This is a genomic window from Rickettsia argasii T170-B, from assembly GCF_000965185.1.
GTDB classification, from domain to species: domain Bacteria; phylum Pseudomonadota; class Alphaproteobacteria; order Rickettsiales; family Rickettsiaceae; genus Rickettsia; species Rickettsia rickettsii.
In genome coordinates, this window is record NZ_LAOQ01000005.1 from 36,850 (window position 1) to 61,050 (window position 24,201).

Consider the following 24,201-nt stretch of genomic DNA (forward strand, 5'->3'; position numbering starts at 1 on the left):
GATAGCTTAAAAAGCTATTAATCTTTTGTTTAGAAATCAAGAGTAAAATAATTATAGGTAGTTTTAACTATTGCTAAAAATCATTATTTCAGCTATTTTAAAGCTGTTTCTTTAAATTAGATTAATATGTCACAAAAATTAGATTTCTGGGCGGTTTTTGCCTTAGTAACCGGCAGTCAAATCGGTACTAGCGTTTTTATATTGCCGTTAAGTTTAGCACCGTTCGGTATATACAGCATTTGGGGCTGGGTACTTTCATTATTCGGTGCTATGAGTATAGCACTTGTATTTTCTACCCTTTGTGCAAAATTTCCTAAAACAGGAGGTCCGCACGTTTATGTACGGGCAAATTTCGGGGATAAAATAGCTTTTTTCACCGGTTGGACTTACTGGGTTATATCCTTTGTCAGTACAAGTATAGTAGTCATTTCGGCAATAGGTTATCTAACGCCTTTTTTTAAATCACAAGCGATTTTAGACTTAATATTACAAATCATATTATTAGGTGCTATTATGGTTTTAAATTTAAAAGGTCCTGAAGTAGCAGGGAAAGCAGAGTTTTATTTAACTCTCTTAAAATTTGTTCCATTGCTTGTAGTAGGTTTATGTGCTTTATCACATTTTAATATAGATAATATAACTATTGCCGAGGAAGTAGAGAATTTAAGCATTCCGAGCATTATGGGAAGAGTTGCACTTCTTACTTTTTGGGGATTTATCGGCATAGAATGTGCGACTACCACGGCAGGTGCAGTAAAAGATCCGGCAAAAACCATTCCACGAGCCATAATAGTTGGAACTTTTTGCGTAGCAGTGTTATATATTATTAATAGCATAGGTATAATGGGATTAATCCCTGCTTCTGAACTTATTAGTGCTAAAGCTCCTTATGCCGATGCCGCTTCATTATTATTCGGAGGTAAATGGTCAAGCGTAATTACGGTTATAGCCTCGATTATATGTATAGGTACGCTCAATGCTTGGGTGCTGACTAGCGGACAGATAGCTCTTGGGCTTGCAGAAGACGGTTTATTACCGAAATTTTTTGCTAAGAAAAATAGCAATAACGCTCCAACTCACGGAATTATTGTAAGCTGCCTTGGCATTGTGCCGTTATTGGTCTTTACGGCAAATGATAATTTTGCCAAACAGATTACACAAATAATAGATTTCTCGGCAATCACATTCTTATTCGTCTATTTAATTTGTAGCTTAGCTTTTTTAAAGGTGATTTTTAGCTCAAAAGAAAATTTTTCTTATTATTATTTACTTATAGCTATAATATCGATTATCTTTTGTGCATGGGTTATCTATGAAACACCTGTTAAAACTTTGATTATAGCTAGTTCTTTTACTATCTTTGGTATTCCTTTGTATTATGGATGGTATAAATGTCATTCCCGTCTATGAGCGTTGCCTAGCTGGATGCTGAGCTGTCATTGCGAGCGACTGCAAGGAGCGTGGCCATCCAGAAAAAATAATAAAAAAAATTCTGTAAATCAGAATTTTTTAACTGGATTGCTTCGTCAATTACTTAAGTAATTTCATTGCAATGACGGCTCAGTCCCCAAGCGGGCAAGAGCACGACATAAGAGATATAAACATGGCAAAAATCCGCATTAATCTGCTTAGAAATTTATTCACAGAATATGATATAGACGGTTATATAATTCCGTCTAACGATAAATATATGAGTGAATATGTTCCAAGCTACGCAAAGAGACTTGAATATATAACAGGTTTTACTGGTTCAAACGGTATAGCTATTATATATAAAGATACAGCATTATTCTTTACCGATGGACGTTATTTAGAGCAAGCAAATAAAGAGCTGGATTTAGAGCTTTTTAAGCTTTTTGACTTAAAAGATATATCTAAGTTTGGTAAAGATGCAAAAATAGGATATGATTCTGAATTATTTACTTATCCCACTATATCAAATTTAAAGTTCAATTTTCAGAAGATTAATGGAAATTTAGTTGATAAGATTTGGCCAAATCAGCCGCTAGAGCCAAACTCTAAAGTTTATTTGCATGATATTAAGTTTGCGGGCGTTAGTCATACTGATAAAATAAGTAAATGTCGTGAAATTTTTTTGGATTCCCGCTTTTGCGGGAATGACATAGAGGAAAGTGGGAATGACACCGAGCAATCTGCCTTAGTCATTCTCGATAGCTCCTCCATATGTTGGTTACTAAATTTGCGGGCCAGTGACGTTGCTTATACGCCTTTAATGTTTGCAAAAGTTATACTCACTTCTACACAATTATATTTGTTTATAAATCCTACAAGAATCGATGCCGAAATTATTAATGCTCGTCCTGAAATAACGATTTTACCGGAAGAAGAATTTGAAAATATTTTAAGAGATAGCGAGAATAAACATCTTTCCAAACCAGCTTATAGAGAGGAACTTAAAGGAGATACGAAACGCAGCACCGCAGTGTACAAAAGCGTAAGTGAGGATGCGAGTATCGGATCGATGTCTAAATTACCTCTAGAAGCGAAGTGTGGGAAGATGTCTAATATTTTTATTGATGATACTATAGCATCTGTTCATATAATGGACTTAGTAGCTGATAAAAAAGTACAACAAATTACCGATCCATGCTTAATGCTTAAAGCTTGTAAGAATGATGTAGAAATTAAGCATGCAATCGATTTGCATATTAAAGATGCAGTAGCTTTATGTGAATTTTTTGCTGATTTTGCTCAATGTCATCCCCGTGAAAACGGGGATCCAGAAAAACATAATATGGATTCCCGCCTTCGCGGGGATGACATAGGAAATAACGAATTGACCGAGTATTCCCTCGGTTTAAAGCTTACAGAGCAACGAGCTAAACAAGAGGGATATGTTTCGGATAGTTTTCCTGCTATTTGCGGATTTCAGGAAAATAGTGCTATTATTCATTATAGAGCTGACCAAAAAACTGCTAAAAAAATTGAAGGGCAGGGGATATTACTGATAGATTCCGGCGGTCAGTATCAAGGTGCTACTACCGATATAACTAGAACAATAGTAATAGGTACACCGACAGATGAGCAGAAAAAGCGTTATACGCAAGTACTTAAAGGACATATTGCTTTAGCTAAAGCTAAATTCCCAAAAAATATCATCGCAGGAGCTAATCTTGATATACTCGCTCGGCAATATTTATGGCAAGAAGTGCTAGATTATCCACACGGTACAGGGCATGGGGTAGGGAGCTTCTTAAGTGTTCACGAAGGACCGCAAAGCATAAATCTTCGTAATAAAATAATACTTAAAGCAGGTATGATCTTATCTAATGAACCGGGTTTTTATATTCCTGGCAAATATGGTATTAGGATTGAGAATTTGATGTATGTAAAAGAAAATAATGGATGGCTTGAGTTTGAGACCTTAAGCCTAGTGCCTTATGCTAGTAAATTGACTGATATGAAACTACTTAATATTGATGAAATAAACTATATCAAGGAATATTATAACAAAATTAGAGCTAAAATTTATGATTTATTATCCACGCAAGCGAGGAATTGGCTTAATAATGAAATAAATTTATTTTTACAATAATTATTGTAATTGACGTTTCCGCTATTTATTGGTATAAGGTCTATACATTTCTAATTTCTACATTGGGACGTCGCCAAGTGGTAAGGCAACGGTTTTTGGTATCGTCATCCGGAGGTTCGAATCCTCCCGTCCCAGCCATTTGTCAATTTTCAATATTAAGTAATTGTTCTATAATCTATATTATGGAAAATAAAAATAGTGATGGTGCATTCGATTGGATTTGAACCAACGACCTTTGCCTTCGGAGGGCAACGCTCTATCCAGCTGAGCTACGAATGCAATTTAATTTAATAAGAGCGATCCAAAATAAATTTAATAATCGAAAACAAATAGTCTTTATAAATATTCTGAACCGGAATTTTATTTAATAACTTACTTACTTCATTTTCTAAGTTACTCAAATCATTAACTGTTTCATTGTAAATTTTATGCTTTACCATTAAGTCATGTATTTTTACAAAGTCATCGTTAGTACGCTTATCACATTTAATGATATTTTCGAGCCAAAGCTGCTTATCTTGCTCTAACTTATTATATAAAAAAATCAGCGGTAACGTAACTTTTCCTTCTAAGAAATCATCGCCAATATTTTTGCCTACCTGTTTATCATTACCCAAATAATCAAGCAAGTCATCTATAACCTGAAATATCGTACCGAGTAATTTCCCAAAGTCCTGCATATCTTTAGAAATATGGTCTACCTGCTCTGCTATAATAGCTCCAACTGCACAAGCAGCTCCAAATAGTTCGGCGGTTTTAGATTTAACTATTTGCTGATATTCGTCTATAGTTATAATACGTCGTTCATTTAACTTCACTAGCTGTACTACCTCCCCTTCGGCAATAATTGCCGAAGCTTTAGCTAGAACATTCATAGCTTTAATAGAGCCGGAAGCTACCATTAACTTAAAAGACTGACTAAAGAGGAAATCACCCACTAAAATACTTGTTTTACTGCCCCAAATAACGTTAGCCGTAGGTTTGAATCTTCTTAAAGTGCTGTCGTCTACCACATCATCATGAAGCAATGTGGCGGTGTGAATGAATTCAACGGCACTTGCGAGCTTTATATGATTATCGCCTTTATAATCAAACATTTTAGCAGTTATTATAGTTAAAAGCGGACGAATTCTTTTACCTCCTGCTTCTAGTAAATATTTACCGACCTTTTCTATTAACTCTTCATCACTTTTTAAACAGCTAATGATTAAATTGTTTAACTTAGTTACTTCATCTTTTAAATCTTGCTGTATTTTTACTATAATATTCATGGTTGGTATTTTTATAAATTGTTCTGTCATTAAGTTAAAAGCGGACGAATTCTTTTACCTCCTGCTTCTAGTAAATATTTACCGACCTTTTCTATTAACTCTTCATCACTTTTTAAACAGCTAATGATTAAATTATTATTCTGTCATTGCAAGAAAAAATTGAAAATTTTGATGAAGCAATCTCGTGCCAAAATCCTGAGATTGCCACGCGTCTTTCAGTCGCTCGTAATGATGATTAACGAAGTTCATCGAGTATACATTCCTCTAATATTTTTTTATTAACATTAGGAATTAACTCCATAATTTTTTCTTTTACATTTTCACCGGGTTGCACTTTTTTTACTGCTGCTTGATATAAAGATAAATAATATAAAGGTATAAGTTTATTTATATCATCTATATTACCTATTTTAGCTTTGTTTAAATCGGATAAATCAAACACATACTCAATGCTAGCATCAATTAAATTAGATGAATTCGGGTGATCGGAAATAGTTTTTAAAAATGATTTCAAAGCATTCCCGTATACTTCCTTACTCTCTTCCGAAAAATCTTTAAAATCCCCTATTCCGTATATATATGCACTTAAAACATCTATTATTCTAGAGTAATCATTAATTACTATCGTACCTTTACTGTAAGAATCTTTAAGAGCATTTACTATAGTTTCATTTGTTATATTAAATCCCGATGCGTTTGAATAGAGACTTAAAGCATTTATCTGTGCTCTAGTTAATTTGTTTAATTCAGTCACTAAATTAATATTTAAATTAAAATTATATTCCCTATCTTCAAAAATACTAAAATTATATTGTTTATTATTATTTAAAATATAGCTTAGTTCATTATTAAAATCTTTATATAGCTTATTATCAGAAAGTTTAAATAAATAGGTTTGCTTATCGTAATATTTCTTTATAAATTCTAATGCACCTATTATAAAACCAGGTTTTAGCTTAAATTGCGAATCTACCAAAAGATCAATATTATTATTGCCGAAATCGTTTAACTTACCTTTATATAATAAATTAATATTATTTTCAAAGTTATTACTATTGATTTTTGCATTAGTAACTTCAATTGTTAAATCTTTAGCAATATCTTTAAAATGCACACTACTAGTACTAATCAAGAAATTACCGGAAAATTTGAAATTATTATTCCAAGCGGGTCGATATAATAATAAGCCGGCAGGTATTATTCTATCTTCAAGGTTACTTTGTACTATTTCGGTTTCATAATAAATTGCTAATTTTTGCGGTATGTTATCAAGGAAATCCTGTTTACTTGTATAATACTTACTTTTGTCAAATAACATAGTAAGTATAGTATGATCTTCTTCATATAATTTTTGATTATCAACTAAGTCAAAAATTTCTGTTTTACTGGAAGTAAATTTAATATTTTCTATTAAATTTATAACTTCAAATAAATCTTTTTTAAATCGTACTATTTCAAATAATTTTAAATTTAACGGTATTTTTGTTGATAATATACAGTTCTCATTATAAAATCTTACTCCAAAGCCTCTTTGAACCGGCTTAAATTTTCCAAATGCTTCTCCGGAAAAATGTATAAATAATTTCTGCTTAAGTAAATCATAACCGATATTTATCGGTGTGGTAAATTCAGTTACTCTATTAATACTCTCTTCTTGCCAATTAATTACTGAAATACCTAATTTGAAAGGAAAACCATATGGCTGAACTTTAGAAAACTTAATAAGATATTGCTGATTAGGATTATTATCAGCCTCTTCTATATTAAGGTTGGTACCGGCATATTTTTGATTTATAGAGTGTGATAAAGAGAACATAATAGTAAACCACAGCCCACTATATGCGAGTATAATAAAGATAGTTATAAATAATATTATTTTAAGAATTTTTTTCATCTTTAAATCGGTATTATAGTGTGTTTTCTGTTGTTGTATGGATAAGTTTTTTCGTCATTGCAAGGAAATTGCATAACAATTGACGAAGCAATCTCAGGAGTTTGTTATTATTGCATGAGATTGCCACGCAGTCTACAACTGCTCGCAATGACTGGGTGGTATCTACGCAACAATGCCCGCTTGCAATGACGTTTACTTACACAGCTCTATATATTCCTTATTCAATTTTATAACGTTCCAAATCCATAAACTCATCATAACTATAAAAGTTACTAATAAATATATTATAATAGAATCAAAGGTAGCAGTCGGAATAATAATAAATATCAAAGACTGTATAAATGCTCCAAGCGATTTACCGAATTTAGTACCTATTACCTCTACGGCAGCTTTTCCCTTAGTTCTAAGTTCTAAAGATAAAGGAATATACGCCATTTCTTTTGTTGAATCGAATAGTGAATATTTGGACGATTTACTCAGTATGTTCTGAATTGCTCCAACAATAATCGCTGCATATAGAAGATTAAAACCACCGAAACATTCTCCTATTTCTTCAATAAAAATTATAAAGATAAAAAACATCAAGCCGGTAATAGACAACATAATAGGAGTTAATAATGCAGAAATGAGCCAACCGAGTCTTCTAAGAATATTACTGCCTATTATCATGAAAGTAACGCATGATATCCCCATCCAAATATTAAACCTGCCCATAAAGTTAACATAGTCTATAGTGTTTGGATGTAATTCTTTTATTTTTGCTTTCCAAGGTCCTTCAACTATATTTATTAATAATCCATAACAGATTATTAATAAGGCAATACGACCTATATATTTTGAGTGAATTACTAATTTGATACTTTCAATTACCGAAAGTTTTGTTTTCATTTTAGCTGTAACTTTTTTTGCATCTAAAACATTTATGGAATCTGTTAAAATAAATCTATTTATTATTCTAAATAGAAGCATAGCAATTATTCCTGCAGTAACAATAATTGACATGATTGGCTGAAGCATTATAGCATTTCCGGCAGATGAATTAAAAGAATCCGGTAATAATTCTGAATCAATGACGTCCTGCCCGCTTGAGAAAAAGACAAGTACGCTGCCTGCTATTATAAGACCGATATTACCGACCATTCCAAGAACGGGATAGAATCTTTTAGCTTTAGAAGTATCAAAAATGTGATTGGCAAACTGCCAAAACATTAAGTTTATGACTACTGCACTCCATAATTCCGCGGAAATATACATCAGTGCATAACTCCATTGACTACCTATTTTAATAAACCATTTAAAATTAGGGTATGAAGCAATTAATTTATTTATCATTTCATCATTAGGATGATAGATATCTTGATTTGGATAAATAATATAGGCAAATAATAAGAAAAATAGTAAAAAACTGCCGACTATAATGTAGAAAATATATTCAAAATTTAAGTTATTACTAAGTTTAATATAAAGTATGGTAAAAATTACGCACGAGGGTAATACTAACCATAATTTTAAGAAGCTAATAATTTCAGCCCCCATAGAGGGTACTACTAAACTATCTTTGATAGATCTTAAAGCCCCAAAATTAAAAAGGATACATAACATCATTAAAGCCATAGGTATAAATAGCTTTAATTCTTTCCTTTCTATAGGCCAAATTATTTCTTTAACTTTTTCAAAGAAAATTTTAGGCGGTAACATTTTTATTGTAACCTTACATATTAAAGTTAATTTTTAAATCTCTTAAGTGCTAAAGTCAATTAAAATAATTAATTTATACTACTCCAAGGTGTTATTTCTTTATATCACCAGTAATATTTGTGATCTTATCTCATGTGTCCTGATTTGTCTTCCATAATTCCTGCTTATCGGTAGTCCATGGCTTAGGTCCTGCATAGTGTAAAATGAAATAAGAAAAATAAGGGCTTTGAGTCTCAAAATATGTACAACAGTTCCATCTCATCGATAAGGGATAAATATAATGCTGAAATGCAACATTTAATAAATCTTGGTTAGGAAAAGAAAAATCACATTTTGAATTTTGTAAAGTTTCTAAAAGCATATTTTTATCTTGCTTTTCTTGCATATTTTTTAAGTTTAAAAATACTACCCTGCTATTTTTATAAGAATGAGTTATATTTCTCTTATATTCTTTTGTCACTTTATGACTACAATATGTAATACCTGTATCTATGCTACCCGCAGCAATATATAATCACTCATATCTATTTTTTTAAGAGAATTTAAATCACGCAGTACTACAATATCTGCATCAAGATATAATATAGAATCTAGATGAGGAAAGATTTGATCAAAATATAACCTATACATTATTGAACTAGGCCAATTATCCGTAAATTTTATTTTCTTATCGGCTAAAGCTTGATTTAATATATTTTCAGGAAAAGTAGTAAAATCTATAGAATAATCTCTGATATATTTCATGGAAGCTAATTTTTCCATTGATTCTTGACTAACGGGGTCATTAGAATTCATAACAATATGAAATCTATAGAAACTATCTAAGTCACTATTTAGTAGACTAGAGGATATTACTGTGCCGGCATGAATAGCAAACTTATCATTAAATAGTCAATGCTATATCGAGTATGTTATTTTGCTTTATACCGGTTAGTTTAATTATATTTTGTATTTCTTCTATGGCAAGCCTGTAATCGGTTTGTATAGTTTGTTCATTAAAAGATGACCTGCCTAATACATGAATTAAGCTAAGCCTATATAAACATCTAGCAGTAAGTTCCCGGTATATTAAGAGAGTAAACTGTTTAAAAAAGGAATCTAATCCGCTGTATAACCGCTATAATATTTTAGGAAATCATCATCATTTTTTAATATATAAAGTATCTAAACCGTAACTATCGTTTTTAATCGCTTTATATTGCTGAACTAAAGTAGCATTTTTGTCTAGATAAAGACTTAGTAAGCAATCATAACCCTGTGTTACCTCCAAACGCACCATTCCGTCTTCTACTTGAAAAGAGCAAATTTTTTCTAACCTTGCTTTATCTGTTGAGTTTAAAGATTCGCTATCTTCTAATTGCTCAAGTGCTAGATCAAAATTTAATTGATCTTCACATATGGTACTATAGAACTTTTTATAACTATAATTCCCAATATCTATAATACAACCTGTAATTTATAAATTCTGTAATTACTTACGAAAAAAAGTTGCAGTAATTATTACTGCTAGAAAAATAAAAAAAGATAGTATTAAAATGGATTTTAACCATTAATAACAAAAGAGCAATAATTATTACAAATAGCGATAAAAAATTTATTAGTTATTTATATACTCATAATAAAGAACCTTATATAATGTTTTTTGTCAAAAAATAACATTTATGTCTAAAAAGAAAAATAGCAAGCCAAAACATGATGAGGTTATAAGAGTTGCATTTGAAAACCCTATAGTTACTCAAGAGTTCTTTGAAACCTACCTACTGCCACATATCAAAACTTTACTTTCTTTTGAAGCTCTTAGAATGGAAAAAAGATAGTTTTGTAGAGCGTAGCCTAAAGAAATCTATAGTAGATATTTTATTTTCCGCTAAATTTAATAATGAAAATGGATATTTATTTTTACTTTTGGAAAACCACAGCACTCCTGATCCGTATATGGCTTTTCGTGTGTTTAAGTATATGTTAAAAATTGCTGAATATCATAAGGAAGGCGACAGGAAATAAAAAATTTCCTTTTGTGTACCTTTGTGTGTTCTACAATGGTGTACAAAACTATAATGCACCTACTAATCTATGGGAGTTATTTGAAAACAGTGAACTTGTAAAAAATACATGGATTAATGATTATCAGTTAATTAATGTTCAAAATATTTCTGATGAAAAATTAAAAGAAAAAGCTTGGTCTGGAATCTTGCAGTTTTTTTTAAACATATCCACGAACGAGATTTATTAAAGAGATGGCAAGAAGTAGCTGATCTTTTACCAGAATTTATTAAAGTTAATATCGGTATAGATTATATAGAGTTAATTTTGTCCTCTACACCTTAAATAAGATTAGGGAAAATGATAAAATAGAAATAGAAAAAATGCTTAAATCGCATTTAAACCCTGCATTAGGAGGAAACCTTATGAATAGCTTAGCTCATAGCTGGAAACAAGAAGGTATTGGAAGAAGGTAGAAAAAAAGAGAAAATTACTATGGCTAAAGAAATGAAAAAAAGAAGGACTTTCTTTAGAAGCTATTATGAAAATAACAAAATTAGATAAGAAAGATATTGAGAAATTAAAATAACATGATTACATTACATGCCGCAAATAAACAGAATACTCACATTTTTGCATATTAAGCCTATAGGAACTTAGAGCTAAAGGCATATATACTCGATCAACTTCAAAAAAGTATATGCTCCGCTCCTCGCCTTATAGACTCCTTGCTCTTTTTGAAGTTGATCTTCGTCTATCAATTCTTCATTTACTCGAAGTATATAAATAAATTCATGTTAAATAACTCTCGTTTATGTATTATTTGGTTGTTTGGGTTTATTAGCGGTTTTAATCTAATGATTACCGGTAATACTTTAAATTATTGGCTTGCTAAAGAAGATATAGCACTGCAAACAATCGGTATATTATCATTCATAACGCTTCCCTACTCTATTAATTTCTTGTTAGCACCGATTTTTGATGCAGTGCAAATTAAATATTTAAACAACATATTCGGTCATAGATTATCTTGGATTTGCTTAACTAGTAGTGCATTGATATTTCTTATATATATTTTCAGCTTTCTAGATCCTAGTACTAATCTATTATTATTTGCTTTCACGGCTTTAATTATTTCTTTTTTTAGTGCTGCACAAGATACTATATTAAGTGCTTTAAGAACGGAAATAGTACCTAAAGAATCTCTTGGGTTTACTTCAGGAATATATATATTCGGTTATCGGGTCGGTATGCTTTTAGCCGGTTCTGGAGCTATTTATTTATCTCTTTATTTAACATTTAATGAAATATATAAAATCTTTGCCGGTTTAGTATTTATTTATTTAATTTTATTGATGGTAGGAATTAAGTATTGTTGTTTAAACGAGAACATACATATACAGATAATCAAGAATGATATAAAAAATAATCAAAATAAAAAAAACATAATAAATTTTATATATAATGCGTTAAAACCTATAGGTTCTGTTTATTTCATTATTCTTATATTAATTTTCCTAGTATTATATAGGTTACCGGATAACTTAATTAATGTTATGATTAATCCGTTTTTGCTTCATCTTGAGTATGATGCTTTTGAAATAGCAAGTGTTGGAAAGTTTTGTGGAGTTGTAGGAGCTATAATCGGTGGACTTGTCGGCGGTGTTATTATGAAACATAAAAATATATTAAATAGTATATTTTTATTTGGTATTATTCATGCTTTAGGACATATTTTATTTATTTTTCTTGAAATAAACGGTAAAAATTCTTTATTATTATTTATTACGATAGGAATAGAAAGTATTACCGGCGGTATGACAATGACTGCTTATATCGCTTTTATTTCTGCACTCTGTCAAGGTAAATTTCGAGCTACTCAATATTCTTTTCTTTCATCGATGATGGGGATTTCGCGCTCAATTTTTCCTATAATTTCAGGCTATATGGTAGTAAATTTCGGTTGGCAAAATTTCTTTTTATTTACTATTATTATAACTATTCCGTCTTTATTAATATTATTAAAAATAAAAACTAAATTACAATAATGAATGATATATATTAAGTATAATATTTTTAATACCATATTTTGCTATTTCTTCCATTATACCAAATATTTTTATATTAAATCAAAGTGCAAAATATCGTAGCTTCAAAAAAGCTCTACCTAGTGTAATTGTTGCTTTGATATGTTATAATATACTTATACATATAATCGTTTTCAATCATGATTTCTTCTTTATTTTTATGATTTGGTATATAGCAATACCTTTTTTCATAATTGGATTTATTTTTCTAATCTGTATGGAATATAATACTTGGAATCAATCATATTTTAATTTAACAATAGAATCTTAGCCTATTTCTATGTGGAAACAAAGTTTAGTTTCTATATTGTGATATCAATATTATCTATATTAAACCCATATATAATGAGTATATTAAATATTGGTTTTTACAAATATCAAGGAAATGACATTAAAATTATTTACATGTTTATTTGTATATGGTTTTTATAATTGGCAATAATTGGTTATAATATGAGAAAATTAAATAAAAATGCTATAATATTAAAAATAATTAATAAAATAGAAGCAGTAACAATCTAGTATATAAAATGGCTATTTAAATGAATAATGATATATTAAGTGCTTTTTTACATGGCATCGTTTTAGCTCTCGGTTTAATAGTGCCGCTCGGAGTACAGAATATTTTTATATTCAATCAAGGAGCAAAACAGCCAAAGTTTAGCAAGGCTTTACCTAGCATAATTGCAGCCTCAATATGTGATACTATACTTATATGTATGGCAGTTCTTGGGATATCTTTGTTAATTCTTGAAATTTCTTGGTTAAAATTATCTATATTTATTGTTGGATTTATTTTCTTAATTTATATGGGCTATAATACTTGGAATCAGCCGCCTATTGATCTTACAATGAATTCCGGGGCTTTTTCAGCTCAAAAACAAATTTTATTTGCTATATCGGTGTCAATATTAAATCCGCATGCAATTATGGATACGATTATAGTAATAGGTATTAGTGCTTTAAAGTATAGCAGTATTGCAAAAATTATATTTACCTTAACTTGCATACTTATATCTTGGATATGGTTTTTTTCTTTAGCAGTTGCAGGTTATAATATTAGAAAGCTAAATAAAAGTAGTACGATTTTAACTATAATTAATAAAATAGCTGCTATTATTATTTGGGCAGTTGCTTTTTATATTGGAGTACAAATATTGTATGAAATCGGTTTTATTAACTAGACATATTGAAGAAAATAATGAAACTATAAATGAAATAAGTAAATATAATTTAGATTTACGTGATATTCATTGTCCTTTAATTAAATATAAAACTCTAGATTTTAATATAGATATTTTAGATAATTACTCAAATATAATAATAACTAGTAAATATGCGGCAAGTATCTTAACCGGTCATAACTTAAAACAAGATATTTGGGTAGTAGGTAGTAAGTCAAAACGATTATTAGGCAAGAAAGTAATGTATACTGCTAAAAACGTGGAAGATTTGATTAAGCATTTTCCTCCTGATTTATATGAGCAGACTATATATTTATCTTCAAATGAAATTACTAAAGATTTACCTAGCAAAATAGTTAGACATATCATTTATAATGTAGAATATTTGAATGAGTTGCCCGTATCTATTATAAAAGAATTTAAAAATAATATTGATTTTATATTACTTTTTCTCAAAATAGTGCTAGGACTTTAGTAAAATTATTACTGCAAAATAATTTACTAGAGTACTTACAAGATAGTTTAGTTGTAGCCATAAGTTTGAAAGTCGCAAATATAGTTAGACCTTTTATAAAAAATGTGGTTTATTGTGATGATCAAAACCTTAACGATATAATCAAGTTATTATCTGAAAATGCACAAATTCGATAGTTTATTTAAAAGCAAAAATATCTTTTTTATAGCAATAGTAATATTTGTCTTATCTTCTTTTTCTCTTTATCATAATAGATCCGATATTTTAAAACTGTTTAAAAGTGAAAATAAGGATTTAAGCCAAATTCCTGATCAAGCAGTAGAAAATAAAGAAAATACTACCCTGGAAGAAAAGGAAGCAGCTCCTCTATTATCTACCAAGTCGCTTTTAAATTACGTAAGTTCTTTAAAGTTTCCTGAAGCACCAACTAATTTAGTAGAACCAAAATTAGAAACTGTAGTCAATTCAGCCTCATTTGGATACAAGGAACAAGGAGCGAAGCCTATAACTAATAGGAGAGCGACGAGCGACGAGATAGGCGTATGGGTATCACTTGACTATATTAATTACTTATTAAATGTAAATCTATTAGTATATAATTTCATGCAAGATAAGGATTATAGTAAAGAACTAAGAATAGTAAAATCCCGCCTGCTGCCTCAAGATATAAGGAATATTTTAAATAACTTAGAAGCATATAATAATTATCTTTTTTCTAAATCAAGTAGTACGGAAGTAATTTTTCCTACCAACCATAAGTGGCTGGAGAAGTTTATCAAAATTGAAAAAAAAACTTCTGCTATGATGATAAAAGAACAAGATAAACCTCTAATTTTAGAGAACTTAAACTATCTAATCGATTGTCTTTATTCAGAAAAATTTATGCAGGAGTTTGTAAATAAAGATGTTTAGGTTATTATTAATATGTGCTACTTTTTTACTGCTTTATTTCGGGTTTACTTTTATAGAGAGCTTTGATTCAAAAGTTTTTATTAGTTTATATGATTATAATATAGAGACTACCTTGTTCTTTAGTCTTATTTTAGGGCTTTTATTACTAATTTCTTGTTTTATTATCATTAGATTTCTAATATTAATTATCGATTTACCATCTAAAATACATAATATTTTTAGTAAACGAAAAATTAATCACGATAGATATGCTTTAATTTTAGCTTTTGCCGAATATATTATGAATAATAAAGCTAAATCTGCTTCTATTGCTCGCAAAAATTTATTTTCTGAAGATCTAAAAGATTCACAAGAATTCCATAATTTAATCTTAGCCGTAACTGAAGAGGATGTAGATAGAAAAATTTCCTATTTTCAAAAACTTATTACATCTAAAGAATTTGTTTTTTACGGTAGCAAAAATCTAGCAAAACTTTATTATTATAAATCTTTTTATGAGAAAGCAGAAAATTACGCAACAAAGGCTTATAATTTCAATGAACTTGATATTGACAATTTAATTACTTTAATGCGTTGTTATGCTAGACTTTCTCTATGGACGAAATTTATTTTTATAACGAATAAGCTCGCAAAATTTCATAAACATGAGTCTATGCCGGAAATTGCTGAGTATTATTTATTAGCAGCGAAGCAAGAAGTAGAAAGTAATAATACGGCTAATGCTATAGATTATTTGGCAACGGCTGTAGATTTAAATTTTTATAACGAAGAATTACTAGAATTTTACTTTAATTTAAATAATAAGCTTAATGTCAATAAAAAGATCAAAATATTAAAAGATGCTTTTCGTATTATCCCCTCTTTAAAATTAGTGCAGCTATTTAAAAATTTTACTTCTCTATCAGATAGGCAAATTTACGAAGAATTAACTCAAGAGTTAGATGCTAAAAGAGATGAAATATTAATTTTGGCAATAGAAGCTTATTTAGAATTGTAGACGTTGTGATATGGATTCTTTTATGTCATTCCCACGTGGATAGCAAATCGTCAATTGCGAGCAGCCGTAGACTGCGTGGCAATCCGGAAAAATAATAAAAAAAATTCTGATTTACAGAATTTTTTACTGGATTGCTTCGTCAATTGCTACGCAATTTCCTCGCAATGACGACTTGGGTACCTACGCAACAACGCCTGCTCGCAATGATGGATAAGCCGAACCACACAACAAAAACTAATATAAAAATAATTTCTTTGGGTGCTTACTAATTTCTTCATTTACATTATTATTATGGTGATGATAATTAGATTGAATTGTTATTAAATAAGCATTTATTGCTTTAGAAAATTCTTCAGTTTTATAACGAAAGAAATGGTCAGCTCCATTGATAATTTTATAATCAACTTTAATATGGGATTGTTGCTTAGATAATCTATTTGCTAGGTCTTTTACATCATCTGCCGATACTATACTATCATTATCTCCTTGTAATATAAACCCTGGAATAGGACAAGGTGAGAGGAATGAGAAGTCATATTTATGAATTGTATTAACCGGCGGCGAAATAGCAATAAAATGATTTATTTCCGGACGTCGCATTACAAGTTGCATAGCTATCCATGCTCCGAAAGAAAATCCTAATATCAGATTAGACTGAGCATTTGGGTTATTCTGCTGTAACCAGTCGAGAGCTGCCCCCGCATCAACCACTTCACCGACTCCGTTATCAAATTTACCTTGTGACCCCCCTACTCCTCTAAAATTAATACGTAAGACGGTATAACCGTTATCTGCTAAAATCTTATAGGCATTATAAACTACTTTATTATTCATATTACCCTCATATAAAGGATGAGGATGAAGAACTAATGCAATAGGGGCGTTAGGCGAGGTAGCTTTTGCATATCTTCCTTCAATTCGTCCTTCCGGACCGTTAAAATAAATTTGCGGCATAATTATTCATAATATTTAATTTGTTCGATATGATATTTTACCACTTTTTCTTATTAGTGCAACTATTCTTAATTAAAATATGAGTGTATTGACGCATGCCACCATATATACTAAAATGTAGTCAAATCAGTTGGATGTAAATTACAAGGAGTGAGAAGCGCAGCCTATAGATAATAGGAGAGCGACGAGAGACTATGTAAGTGAATTCAAATCATTTTTGACTATAGCGGATAATAATAACTGAATGGAGCTATATTATGAATACAGTAGATATTAGATTACGTGTTTCAGCAGATATAAAAATTGAAGCAGCAGAAATATTTAAGCAAATGGGGATGACTATGTCAGAAGCCATGAGGATATTTTCCTAACTCAATGTATAAATAGCGGCGGTTTGCCTTTCAAACCACATATTAAGATTCCTAATGAAAAGACTATAAAAACTTTTGAGGATACAGATAAGCAAATTGGTTTAACTATCTCAAATAATACAAAAGAAATATTTAATAAGTTAGGCACCTAATTTGTATCATCATTGCAAACAACTAAAAACCTTGTTGTACGACTTCTATGTCATGCCCGCGAAAGTTGGAGTCTAGAAAGAATCACCTTAATACTAGTATAAAAATTACAGATTATTGACAAAATAAACCTAAAAAAACAAGTTTTTTATAGGTTTTACTGGATTCCCGCTTTCGCGGGAATGACATATAAAGATTATCTAAGAAAATACTGCTCGTTCCACTGCATATACGCTATGTTGCACTAAATCCTTAGCAATTCCTTATATTTAGCTTGATCAGCAGTAGTTACTTTCTCTAAATGTTTAATAACGCTCCTTGCTGTTTCTTTATGTGCTATATCTTTTAGCGAAGTATGCGGCGCAAATAACGAAGCCGGTGTAGATTTATTTTGGTAAAGGCTTTGTCTTTTTTCTCTATGGTGGTGATGCTCCTCTAAATCCAAAGATAATTTTAAAGGTGTATTAGTAGTAATTTTAACTCCTTGAGCGTCGTAAAGCATCATTTGCTTACTATCGATAACCGCAATTAATTTTAACGGTGCTGTCCTTACCATAAATAACTCCATAAGAACTAAGTTGTAATTTTATGATAATACTAATTATTTTTAAAACCTAATATTAATTTAATAATTTTTGCTTTTCACTGTTAATCAATTGCTCAACCTTGTCATTAAGTATACGTACGTCTGTTTGCTCTATTTCTTCTTTTTCTATTACACCTATAATCTTTATCTTTATAGTGCCAGGTTGCTTAAACCAAAAACCTCTAGGCCAAAATAAACCGGCATTATGAGCTATCATCACAATTGGAACTTTAGTAATTGAAGCAAGCTTTACGGCACTTGGTTTAAATTTTACCGTTCTATCAGGCGGAACTTTAGTTGATTCCGGAAATATTATTAACCATAATCCTTCTTTTATTTTTTCCTGACCTTCTCTTAAAATCTGAGCAACCGAGCTATTAGTACCACGGTCAACCGCAATAGGTTTAACCATCCGAAGTCCCCAACCAAGCAGAGGTATATTAAATAATTCACGCTTTAATACCCAAGAATGTTTAGGAATAATCAGTTGCATAAACATTTGATCCCAAAAGGATTGGTGATTAGACACGACTATTGAAGTAGTCTTCGGTAATTTCTCAAGCCCCTCTACTTCATATTTTAAACCGCAACAAATTTTTGCAAGCCACACAAAAGCATAAGAAAAGATAATGGCAATTCTATATCTTATGTGATAGTTGACATTGAAAAATGTTACTGGTATGTAACATATAAGAAAAAAAATAAATGTAAATAACGATAATAATCCGTAAAATGATAAAATTCTTAAACGCCACAGCATAATTATTAAGATAATTATATTAATTAAAATGGTATTTATAACATAATTTTACAATGAGTAAAATAAAAAGGTATTAAATGAAAAAAACTGTTCTTTCCGGTGTGCAAGCAACCGGTTCTTTACATCTCGGTAACTATCTTGGTGCAATTAAAAACTGGGTTAAAATGCAGGAAGAATATAATTGTTTTTTCTTCTTAGCAGATTTGCATGCTATCACGGTTGATATTAAGCCATCAGAACTTAACAATTCAATTATGGAGGTGCTTGCTGTTTATTTAGCAGCAGGGCTTAACCCCGACAAAGTAACGATTTTTGCCCAAAGTATGGTGAAAGAGCATACTGAACTTGCTTGGCTACTAAATTGCGTTACACCGCTTGGATGGTTAAAGCGCATGACGCAATTTAAAGATAAAGCAGGTAGCGATCAAGAAAAGGCTTGTCTTGGGTTATTTTCCTATCCGGTACTTATGGCAGCGGATATCTTAATATATAAAGCCGATATAGTGCCTGTAGGTGAGGATCAGAAGCAGCATTTAGAGCTAACAAGAGATATTGCAGGGGTAATAAATAGAAAATTTAACAAAGAAATTCTAAAAGTTCCTGAGGTTTTAATTAGCGAAACAGGCACAAGAATCATGAGCTTACGGGATGGATTAAAGAAAATGAGTAAATCTGATATTTCGGATTTTTCCCGTATCAATTTAAAAGACGATAACGATCTTATTCATCAAAAAATAAAAAAAGCCAAAACCGATCATTTAAGTTTTGTTAGCTATGATCAAGAAACAAGACCGGAAATTAGTAATTTATTAGATATTTATAGCAGTTTATCCGAAGAAAGCTTGGAAAAAATAATCGGTAATTATCAGAACCAAGGTTTCGCAAAATTTAAAGAAGATTTGGCAGAAATTATTATTACAAATCTACAACCGATACGTGATAAATATTTAGAATTAATGAATGATAAAGAATATTTATTAAAAATACTGCACAAAGGAGCAGAAAAAGCAAGAATTAGAGCTTCTGAAACGGTTAATGAAGTGAAAGAACAATTCGGATTTGTAATTTAAATTCATATATTGCAAGATTTCCCTTGAAATATATAAGATTATTTGGTATGAATCTTCTTGGATAGGTGGCCGAGTGGTTTAAGGCACTAGTCTTGAAAACTGGCGTACGGGCAACCGTACCGTGGGTTCGAATCCCACCCTATCCGCCAGCTCAGTTTATAGTATTATACCATTTTATTTGCTTTATAGTGCTTAGTATATTTATCTAGTAAAATCCTAATCATTTTTTGATAAGGGACATGTGCAGTTGCTGCTTCTAATTTAAAAAATTCTACGCTCTCTTTATTTAAAGAAATGGTTACTTTTACGGAATCATCTTTTAATAAAAGTTCTCTAGGATGTGCTAAGAAATCTTTTACTATTTTTACTGCCCCTATTTCCCCATCAGTGTATTTTATTCTCTTGCTCATAAATTCTCTTATCTTTACGCCAGTATCCTGCTCCAAAAATTCTTATATGATTATCTCGGAACATAAAACGGACTGTTAAATATTACCATCAACTTTACCTAAACAAAAATATCTTTTTTCTGTAACACTATGGTCTACATCTTGAAGGATTATCCTTTTGATATCTAGAAAAGCTTTTTGAGCTTCATAAAAGCTTACGTTATGCTACCAATATTAATTTTATTTTTTTCTTTATCCCATTCAAAAGAAGAATGCATTTTTAGCATTTAATCGATTAATTTAATAATACTTAGCTCTATACTAAATGTCCATATATTTATATGGGTAATAAACCATGCTGTTTAGTTTTAAATTAAAATTTAAGAAAAAATTTATTAATTATTTTATCGCCATATTTCATTATTCCAAAGAGTATCTAAAAATTCTTGAATAGGCCAAATGGTAATTTTTTTATTTTCTAAATTAATTATACGTTTTGTTTTTTCAAAAGATATAACATGTAATTTAAAATCACTATCTTTACTAAATTCTAATAGACCTTCTAAATGATTTTTTTGTATAGAAGAAGCAATTTTAACTTCAAATGCATTATTTTAAAATATAAAATCAACCTCATATCCTTCTTTAGTACGCCAATAAAATAATTCATATCTTTTGTCGTTTAAATATTTATAAGCTATTAATTCTAAGAATGCATAATGCTCAAAAGATTTACCAGCATCAAACCCTGTCATTTCCTGATATTCATATTTCCTTAGGTAATTGCTAAGTGCGGTATCGAAAAGGTAAAATTTAGGCATTTCCGTAATAATTTGCCTTTTGCTAAGTGATCTATACGGATAAAGATGATATCCTAAATACATATATCTTTTAATATTTCAAGATATGTTCTAACGGTTTTTGCATCAACACCGCAATCTCTTGCTATATTACTATAATTTATCATCTCACCATTTGAAATGCCTATAATCTCTAGAAACCTTGCAAATGCTTTGCGTTTTCTTAAATTTGCTTCAAACTGTACTTCAGGTAAAATATAGTCATATAAATAGGACGCAAGATATTTATGAATCTTTTTTGATGCAATATAATGATCAGGTATTAGTCCATGATTAAAAATTTTATGCCAATCAAGCTCTTTTTTATCTCAGAATAGCATAGAGCGGCAAAAACATATATCTCCAAGCTCTTCCGCCAAGTAAATTGCTACCTGTTGATTTTAAGCACCTAGCACTGGAGCCGCAAAGGATAAATTGTAAAGATTTATTAGATTCTATTAAATAATGAACCTCATCTAACAGTAAGGGAATTTTTTGCACCTCATCATAATAATAGTTGAGATTGCCGTCTTTTGACTTAAGCTCTTCTCTTAAACGTTCAGGATTTTGAAAGTAAACTTTATAGATATCAGCTTGTAATAAATAAATATATATATATATATCCGGAAAACGTTGTTTTAGATATGTTGACTTACCAGTTTTACGTGCTCCCCACAAAAAACAGGACTGTCCTTTTGGTAATTCTAAGGCTAAAAATCTTTGTATTGTCATGATAATATCTTGCAAATTTAGATATTTTAGGAGTATATTCCCTAAATATCTATTTATCTAGTTGATTTAAGAGGTTATCTGTAAATAAATTGTAATTAGCAAGTAAAGAGCTTTTTTAGCAAAAATTGATAAGATTTTTGATAGGATGTTATTCATATTTCAAAAAAATCTTATAATTTGCAGCAAAAAAGAATTAAATTATCGATTAAAATTTATTTACAGATAGCTTCCAACATCATTTTAGCGGCTTTTATGCCTGCTTCTGTTGAAGTTTTGATATTGGTAGTTTCGGTATGGAAAGTTATTTTACTGCAGTCAAGGTTACCGAGCATAAAATTGGTTTGTATATTGGACATCTTCCCAAACTCTACTTCTAGGGGTAATTTGTAAGTCAATCCGGTACTCGCATCTGTGCGATTGCTTTTGTGCGTTGTGGTGGCAAGTGCTTCTGTGTTTTCTGCAAATGCCTCCCTATAAGCGAGTTTGGAAAGATGTCTAGGATCTGCATCTAGATATTGTGAATAAGCAGCAATCGGGGTGCGGCAATTAGCATCTAGATACTCTAAAAATGCTCTTTCGGGTTTTATGAGTTCAAAAGTGGGAAGATGATTAATTTGGTTGCATATCTCAAGCATAGCATTATCGTCTTTTCTAATCTCAACTGCAATGATTCCCTGCCCTATACACGGTAACATCTGTGAATACTCTATCAAATGGCAATACTCCGGATTAAACACCTCTAACCTTTTAAGACCTGTATATGCTAAAATTGTTGCGTCAACTTCGCCGGTCATTAGCTTTTTTATTCTTGAATCAACATTCCCTCTAAAAACCGTTACCTTTAAATCCGGTCTTATTTTTTGGATAAATGCTTTTCTTCGTACTGCCGAGCTACCTATTACGGCATTTTGCGGCAGCTCTTCTATAGATTTATATTTTAGACAAACAAAAACATCTCTGGGGTCTTCACGCTCTAAAACAGCAGCTATTACTAGCGGTTCAGGTATTCTACCCGGTACATCTTTTAAAGAATGAACAGCTAAGTCAATTTTTTTATCAAGCAAGGCTTGCTCTATTTCCTTTAAAAATAAAGCTTTACCGCCTATATCGTATAATGGTTTATTTTGGATTAAATCCCCGCTAGTAATAATCGGCACTATTTCACAATTGATATCAGGAAAAAATTGTGTGATTTGCTGAATAACTAAATTAGTGTGTATTAAAGCAAGTGGACTTTTTCTTGTACCTATTCTGATAGAATTTGTCATTTGTTTTCTGCTATTTCAAAAGGGCTAGTAAAACTTAAAACATTACTGTTTATAATTACTTCATGATTCATAATAACCGGATGATTTACTTCTCCATGCCCTATTCCTGCTGCTTTATAAGTTCCAATATTTTGAATATGATTTAAACAAAAACTTTTTATAGCTTGTTCTACAAACTCATCCCCTTTAGTAAAATCACCAAAGATTATTGCCTTTATGCATTCAAATATACCGGTATTTTTTAATTGAACTAGATTACGATGCACGGCATAGGCTTTTTCATTAACGTCTTCAAGCAATAGAATTTTTTGTCATCCCTGTGAAAACGGGGATCCAGTATTATTTTTTCTGGATTCCCGCTTCTGCGGGAATGACATAAAGAAGCATAGGAATGAGAATGAATTTGCAAACCAGTACTAATCAATTTAGTTAAAACCGTTAAATTTCCGCCTGTTATTGTACCTGTTATATTTTCCTCACTAATTTTCTTTATAGGTATAAGTTGTATTTCACTCTTTTCTCCTTTAAGAACATTTATTATAGGCATAATATCCTGATTAGTAGGCGGTAGTAACGAAGTTAACGCTGAACCGTGAATAGTTGGGATATTATAATGGTTATTTAGTAATAAATGCAAAACGGTAATATCGCTATAGCCTATCAGGACTTTATCCCCTTTTTGTTCTATATTAAAACAATCTTCTACAAATTCACTGCATCCGTATCCGCCGCGAAAAGCCCAAATTATTTTAACCTGTTCATTTTCCATAGCTTCTTTAAACATTCTCAACCTTTCCTCTTTAGAAACAGCGAAAAAAGGCAATTCATCACCTGAAAAAATCTTATCATCTACTAAAGTTTTAAAACCATGCAACGCTAGTATTTTAATAGCTTCCTTTAATTTATCTTGTGCATCTGGACAGCTTGACGCCGGTGCTATAATTGATATAAAATCTCGTTGTTTATTAAAAATAATTTTTTTCATAATAATGTCATACCGTGGCCCTGCCACGGTATGACAGCAA

The 24,201-nt window shown here is 30.5% G+C and carries 23 protein-coding genes, 3 tRNA genes and 6 pseudogenes; 18 read left to right on the forward strand and 14 right to left on the reverse strand.

Annotated features, from left to right (window positions below):
• Window positions 1-126 precede the first annotated feature (126 nt).
• The 4 genes and pseudogenes from RAT170B_RS05975 to RAT170B_RS05985 all read left to right on the forward strand — a co-directional run bounded on the left by RAT170B_RS05975 (window position 127) and on the right by RAT170B_RS05985 (window position 3,694).
• Window positions 127-1,410 carry an APC family permease gene (locus RAT170B_RS05975; RefSeq protein ID WP_045805871.1) on the forward strand — a complete coding sequence of 428 codons (1,284 nt, stop codon included), beginning with the start codon at window positions 127-129 and terminating at the stop codon, window positions 1,408-1,410.
• A gap of 15 nt (window positions 1,411-1,425) precedes the next feature.
• Window positions 1,426-1,539: pseudogene (locus RAT170B_RS12430) on the forward strand (lytic transglycosylase domain-containing protein); the annotation flags it as partial.
• Window positions 1,540-1,603: 64 nt separating this feature from the next.
• Window positions 1,604-3,556: an aminopeptidase P family protein gene (locus RAT170B_RS05980; protein ID WP_045805907.1), complete on the forward strand. Its 1,953-nt coding sequence runs from the start codon at window positions 1,604-1,606 to the stop codon at window positions 3,554-3,556.
• 63 nt (window positions 3,557-3,619) lie between these two features.
• Window positions 3,620-3,694: transfer RNA gene (locus tag RAT170B_RS05985), tRNA-Gln, on the forward strand.
• 64 nt (window positions 3,695-3,758) lie between these two features.
• On the opposite strand, the gene RAT170B_RS05990 is transcribed toward RAT170B_RS05985, so the two are convergent.
• The 5 genes and pseudogenes from RAT170B_RS05990 to RAT170B_RS12225 form a co-directional block, all read right to left on the reverse strand.
• A tRNA-Arg gene (locus tag RAT170B_RS05990) sits at window positions 3,759-3,835 on the reverse strand.
• Between the two features lie 8 nt (window positions 3,836-3,843).
• Complete coding sequence (locus RAT170B_RS05995) at window positions 3,844-4,827, reverse strand: polyprenyl synthetase family protein (protein ID WP_014014430.1); 984 nt, start codon at window positions 4,825-4,827, stop codon at window positions 3,844-3,846.
• A gap of 235 nt (window positions 4,828-5,062) precedes the next feature.
• The gene (locus tag RAT170B_RS06000; protein ID WP_045805872.1) at window positions 5,063-6,721 is read right to left on the reverse strand and encodes a hypothetical protein; all 1,659 of its coding nucleotides are present in this window, start codon (window positions 6,719-6,721) and stop codon (window positions 5,063-5,065) included.
• A gap of 192 nt (window positions 6,722-6,913) precedes the next feature.
• Window positions 6,914-8,419, reverse strand: a complete 1,506-nt coding sequence (gene tlc3, locus RAT170B_RS06005) for a nucleotide exchange transporter Tlc3 (protein ID WP_045805873.1) — start codon at window positions 8,417-8,419, stop codon at window positions 6,914-6,916.
• A gap of 104 nt (window positions 8,420-8,523) precedes the next feature.
• Window positions 8,524-9,917, reverse strand: a pseudogene (locus tag RAT170B_RS12225) (glycosyltransferase family 8 protein).
• Between the two features lie 163 nt (window positions 9,918-10,080).
• Here RAT170B_RS12225 and RAT170B_RS11715 point away from each other — a divergent pair.
• The 10 genes and pseudogenes from RAT170B_RS11715 to RAT170B_RS06055 all read left to right on the forward strand — a co-directional run bounded on the left by RAT170B_RS11715 (window position 10,081) and on the right by RAT170B_RS06055 (window position 16,057).
• Window positions 10,081-10,236, forward strand: coding sequence for an Rpn family recombination-promoting nuclease/putative transposase (locus RAT170B_RS11715; RefSeq protein ID WP_261368747.1), 156 nt, complete (start codon window positions 10,081-10,083; stop codon window positions 10,234-10,236).
• Window positions 10,208-10,423: an Rpn family recombination-promoting nuclease/putative transposase gene (locus RAT170B_RS11720; protein WP_041404334.1), complete on the forward strand. Its 216-nt coding sequence runs from the start codon at window positions 10,208-10,210 to the stop codon at window positions 10,421-10,423. Before RAT170B_RS11715 ends, RAT170B_RS11720 begins: the two co-directional genes overlap by 29 nt.
• 25 nt (window positions 10,424-10,448) lie before the next feature.
• Complete coding sequence (locus RAT170B_RS11725; RefSeq protein ID WP_024704577.1) at window positions 10,449-10,652, forward strand: Rpn family recombination-promoting nuclease/putative transposase; 204 nt, start codon at window positions 10,449-10,451, stop codon at window positions 10,650-10,652.
• Window positions 10,598-10,747, forward strand: coding sequence for a transposase (locus tag RAT170B_RS11730; RefSeq protein ID WP_014014427.1), 150 nt, complete (start codon window positions 10,598-10,600; stop codon window positions 10,745-10,747). Before RAT170B_RS11725 ends, RAT170B_RS11730 begins: the two co-directional genes overlap by 55 nt.
• 38 nt (window positions 10,748-10,785) lie before the next feature.
• Window positions 10,786-10,991, forward strand: a pseudogene (locus tag RAT170B_RS12230) (transposase).
• A gap of 205 nt (window positions 10,992-11,196) precedes the next feature.
• A complete protein-coding gene (locus RAT170B_RS06035; protein WP_014014425.1) occupies window positions 11,197-12,450 on the forward strand; it encodes an AmpG family muropeptide MFS transporter in 1,254 nt (417 codons plus the stop codon).
• Between the two features lie 581 nt (window positions 12,451-13,031).
• Window positions 13,032-13,673, forward strand: coding sequence for a LysE/ArgO family amino acid transporter (locus RAT170B_RS06040; protein ID WP_045805875.1), 642 nt, complete (start codon window positions 13,032-13,034; stop codon window positions 13,671-13,673).
• Window positions 13,651-14,324 (forward strand): annotated as a pseudogene (locus RAT170B_RS06045) (uroporphyrinogen-III synthase). Before RAT170B_RS06040 ends, RAT170B_RS06045 begins: the two are co-directional and overlap by 23 nt.
• Window positions 14,308-15,060, forward strand: a complete 753-nt coding sequence (locus RAT170B_RS06050) for a palindromic element RPE2 domain-containing protein (RefSeq protein WP_045805876.1) — start codon at window positions 14,308-14,310, stop codon at window positions 15,058-15,060. The pseudogene RAT170B_RS06045 and the gene RAT170B_RS06050 overlap by 17 nt, the downstream one beginning before the upstream one ends.
• Window positions 15,053-16,057, forward strand: a complete 1,005-nt coding sequence (locus tag RAT170B_RS06055; RefSeq protein WP_045805877.1) for a tetratricopeptide repeat protein — start codon at window positions 15,053-15,055, stop codon at window positions 16,055-16,057. The genes RAT170B_RS06050 and RAT170B_RS06055 overlap by 8 nt, the downstream gene beginning before the upstream one ends.
• 234 nt (window positions 16,058-16,291) lie before the next feature.
• On the opposite strand, the gene RAT170B_RS06060 is transcribed toward RAT170B_RS06055, so the two are convergent.
• A complete protein-coding gene (locus RAT170B_RS06060) occupies window positions 16,292-17,011 on the reverse strand; it encodes an alpha/beta hydrolase (protein WP_014014420.1) in 720 nt (239 codons plus the stop codon).
• A gap of 257 nt (window positions 17,012-17,268) precedes the next feature.
• On the opposite strand from RAT170B_RS06060, the gene RAT170B_RS10615 reads away from it, so the two are divergent.
• Complete coding sequence (locus tag RAT170B_RS10615) at window positions 17,269-17,382, forward strand: type II toxin-antitoxin system RelB/DinJ family antitoxin (protein ID WP_014014419.1); 114 nt, start codon at window positions 17,269-17,271, stop codon at window positions 17,380-17,382.
• A gap of 23 nt (window positions 17,383-17,405) precedes the next feature.
• Complete coding sequence (locus RAT170B_RS10620; RefSeq protein WP_014014418.1) at window positions 17,406-17,534, forward strand: hypothetical protein; 129 nt, start codon at window positions 17,406-17,408, stop codon at window positions 17,532-17,534.
• A 198-nt stretch (window positions 17,535-17,732) separates the two neighbouring features.
• Here the strand turns inward: RAT170B_RS10620 and RAT170B_RS06075 are convergent.
• Together RAT170B_RS06075 and RAT170B_RS06080 are read right to left on the reverse strand one after the other, a co-directional pair.
• A pseudogene (locus tag RAT170B_RS06075) lies at window positions 17,733-18,088 on the reverse strand (hypothetical protein).
• A 64-nt stretch (window positions 18,089-18,152) separates the two neighbouring features.
• Window positions 18,153-18,878, reverse strand: coding sequence for a lysophospholipid acyltransferase family protein (locus RAT170B_RS06080; protein ID WP_045805878.1), 726 nt, complete (start codon window positions 18,876-18,878; stop codon window positions 18,153-18,155).
• Window positions 18,879-18,955: 77 nt separating this feature from the next.
• Here RAT170B_RS06080 and trpS point away from each other — a divergent pair, with 77 nt between their 5' ends.
• Together trpS and RAT170B_RS06090 are read left to right on the forward strand one after the other, a co-directional pair.
• On the forward strand, window positions 18,956-19,948 hold the full coding sequence (trpS, locus tag RAT170B_RS06085; protein WP_014120857.1) for a tryptophan--tRNA ligase: 993 nt from the start codon (window positions 18,956-18,958) through the stop codon (window positions 19,946-19,948).
• Between the two features lie 59 nt (window positions 19,949-20,007).
• Window positions 20,008-20,097 (forward strand) — tRNA-Ser (locus RAT170B_RS06090).
• A gap of 15 nt (window positions 20,098-20,112) precedes the next feature.
• On the opposite strand, the gene RAT170B_RS06095 is transcribed toward RAT170B_RS06090, so the two are convergent.
• From RAT170B_RS06095 to RAT170B_RS06115, 6 genes and pseudogenes are all read right to left on the reverse strand, one after another.
• The gene (locus tag RAT170B_RS06095; protein WP_045805879.1) at window positions 20,113-20,358 is read right to left on the reverse strand and encodes a hypothetical protein; all 246 of its coding nucleotides are present in this window, start codon (window positions 20,356-20,358) and stop codon (window positions 20,113-20,115) included.
• A gap of 593 nt (window positions 20,359-20,951) precedes the next feature.
• Window positions 20,952-21,158, reverse strand: a complete 207-nt coding sequence (locus tag RAT170B_RS12435; RefSeq protein WP_409994160.1) for a DUF4143 domain-containing protein — start codon at window positions 21,156-21,158, stop codon at window positions 20,952-20,954.
• Window positions 21,159-21,211: 53 nt separating this feature from the next.
• Window positions 21,212-21,478: a DUF4143 domain-containing protein gene (locus RAT170B_RS12440; RefSeq protein ID WP_409994162.1), complete on the reverse strand. Its 267-nt coding sequence runs from the start codon at window positions 21,476-21,478 to the stop codon at window positions 21,212-21,214.
• A gap of 22 nt (window positions 21,479-21,500) precedes the next feature.
• Entirely contained in the window at window positions 21,501-21,908 is a 408-nt protein-coding gene (locus tag RAT170B_RS10630; protein WP_045805880.1) for an AAA family ATPase, read from the reverse strand.
• Between the two features lie 212 nt (window positions 21,909-22,120).
• The gene (gene hemC, locus RAT170B_RS06110) at window positions 22,121-23,176 is read right to left on the reverse strand and encodes a hydroxymethylbilane synthase (RefSeq protein WP_045805881.1); all 1,056 of its coding nucleotides are present in this window, start codon (window positions 23,174-23,176) and stop codon (window positions 22,121-22,123) included.
• Window positions 23,173-24,161, reverse strand: a pseudogene (locus RAT170B_RS06115) (LD-carboxypeptidase). The gene hemC and the pseudogene RAT170B_RS06115 overlap by 4 nt, the downstream one beginning before the upstream one ends.
• Between the last annotated feature and the right edge of the window lie 40 nt (window positions 24,162-24,201).

What these genes read in the sequence shown, in the direction of transcription:
- RAT170B_RS06035 (WP_014014425.1), top strand. Translation starts at nt 11,197, where the DNA reads ATGTTAAATAACTCTCGTTTATGTATTATTTGGTTGTTTGGGTTTATT.
- RAT170B_RS10615 (WP_014014419.1), top strand. Translation starts at nt 17,269, where the DNA reads ATGAATACAGTAGATATTAGATTACGTGTTTCAGCAGATATAAAAATT.
- RAT170B_RS05975 (WP_045805871.1), top strand. Translation starts at nt 127, where the DNA reads ATGTCACAAAAATTAGATTTCTGGGCGGTTTTTGCCTTAGTAACCGGC.
- RAT170B_RS05980 (WP_045805907.1), top strand. Translation starts at nt 1,604, where the DNA reads ATGGCAAAAATCCGCATTAATCTGCTTAGAAATTTATTCACAGAATAT.
- RAT170B_RS06050 (WP_045805876.1), top strand. Translation starts at nt 14,308, where the DNA reads ATGCACAAATTCGATAGTTTATTTAAAAGCAAAAATATCTTTTTTATA.
- hemC (WP_045805881.1), bottom strand. Translation starts at nt 23,176, where the DNA reads ATGACAAATTCTATCAGAATAGGTACAAGAAAAAGTCCACTTGCTTTA.
- tlc3 (WP_045805873.1), bottom strand. Translation starts at nt 8,419, where the DNA reads ATGTTACCGCCTAAAATTTTCTTTGAAAAAGTTAAAGAAATAATTTGG.
- RAT170B_RS06080 (WP_045805878.1), bottom strand. Translation starts at nt 18,878, where the DNA reads ATGCTGTGGCGTTTAAGAATTTTATCATTTTACGGATTATTATCGTTA.
- RAT170B_RS06055 (WP_045805877.1), top strand. Translation starts at nt 15,053, where the DNA reads ATGTTTAGGTTATTATTAATATGTGCTACTTTTTTACTGCTTTATTTC.
- RAT170B_RS11715 (WP_261368747.1), top strand. Translation starts at nt 10,081, where the DNA reads ATGTCTAAAAAGAAAAATAGCAAGCCAAAACATGATGAGGTTATAAGA.
- RAT170B_RS06040 (WP_045805875.1), top strand. Translation starts at nt 13,032, where the DNA reads ATGAATAATGATATATTAAGTGCTTTTTTACATGGCATCGTTTTAGCT.
- RAT170B_RS12435 (WP_409994160.1), bottom strand. Translation starts at nt 21,158, where the DNA reads ATGCCTAAATTTTACCTTTTCGATACCGCACTTAGCAATTACCTAAGG.
- RAT170B_RS10630 (WP_045805880.1), bottom strand. Translation starts at nt 21,908, where the DNA reads ATGACAATACAAAGATTTTTAGCCTTAGAATTACCAAAAGGACAGTCC.
- RAT170B_RS05995 (WP_014014430.1), bottom strand. Translation starts at nt 4,827, where the DNA reads ATGAATATTATAGTAAAAATACAGCAAGATTTAAAAGATGAAGTAACT.
- RAT170B_RS06060 (WP_014014420.1), bottom strand. Translation starts at nt 17,011, where the DNA reads ATGCCGCAAATTTATTTTAACGGTCCGGAAGGACGAATTGAAGGAAGA.
- RAT170B_RS06000 (WP_045805872.1), bottom strand. Translation starts at nt 6,721, where the DNA reads ATGAAAAAAATTCTTAAAATAATATTATTTATAACTATCTTTATTATA.
- trpS (WP_014120857.1), top strand. Translation starts at nt 18,956, where the DNA reads ATGAAAAAAACTGTTCTTTCCGGTGTGCAAGCAACCGGTTCTTTACAT.
- RAT170B_RS06095 (WP_045805879.1), bottom strand. Translation starts at nt 20,358, where the DNA reads ATGAGCAAGAGAATAAAATACACTGATGGGGAAATAGGGGCAGTAAAA.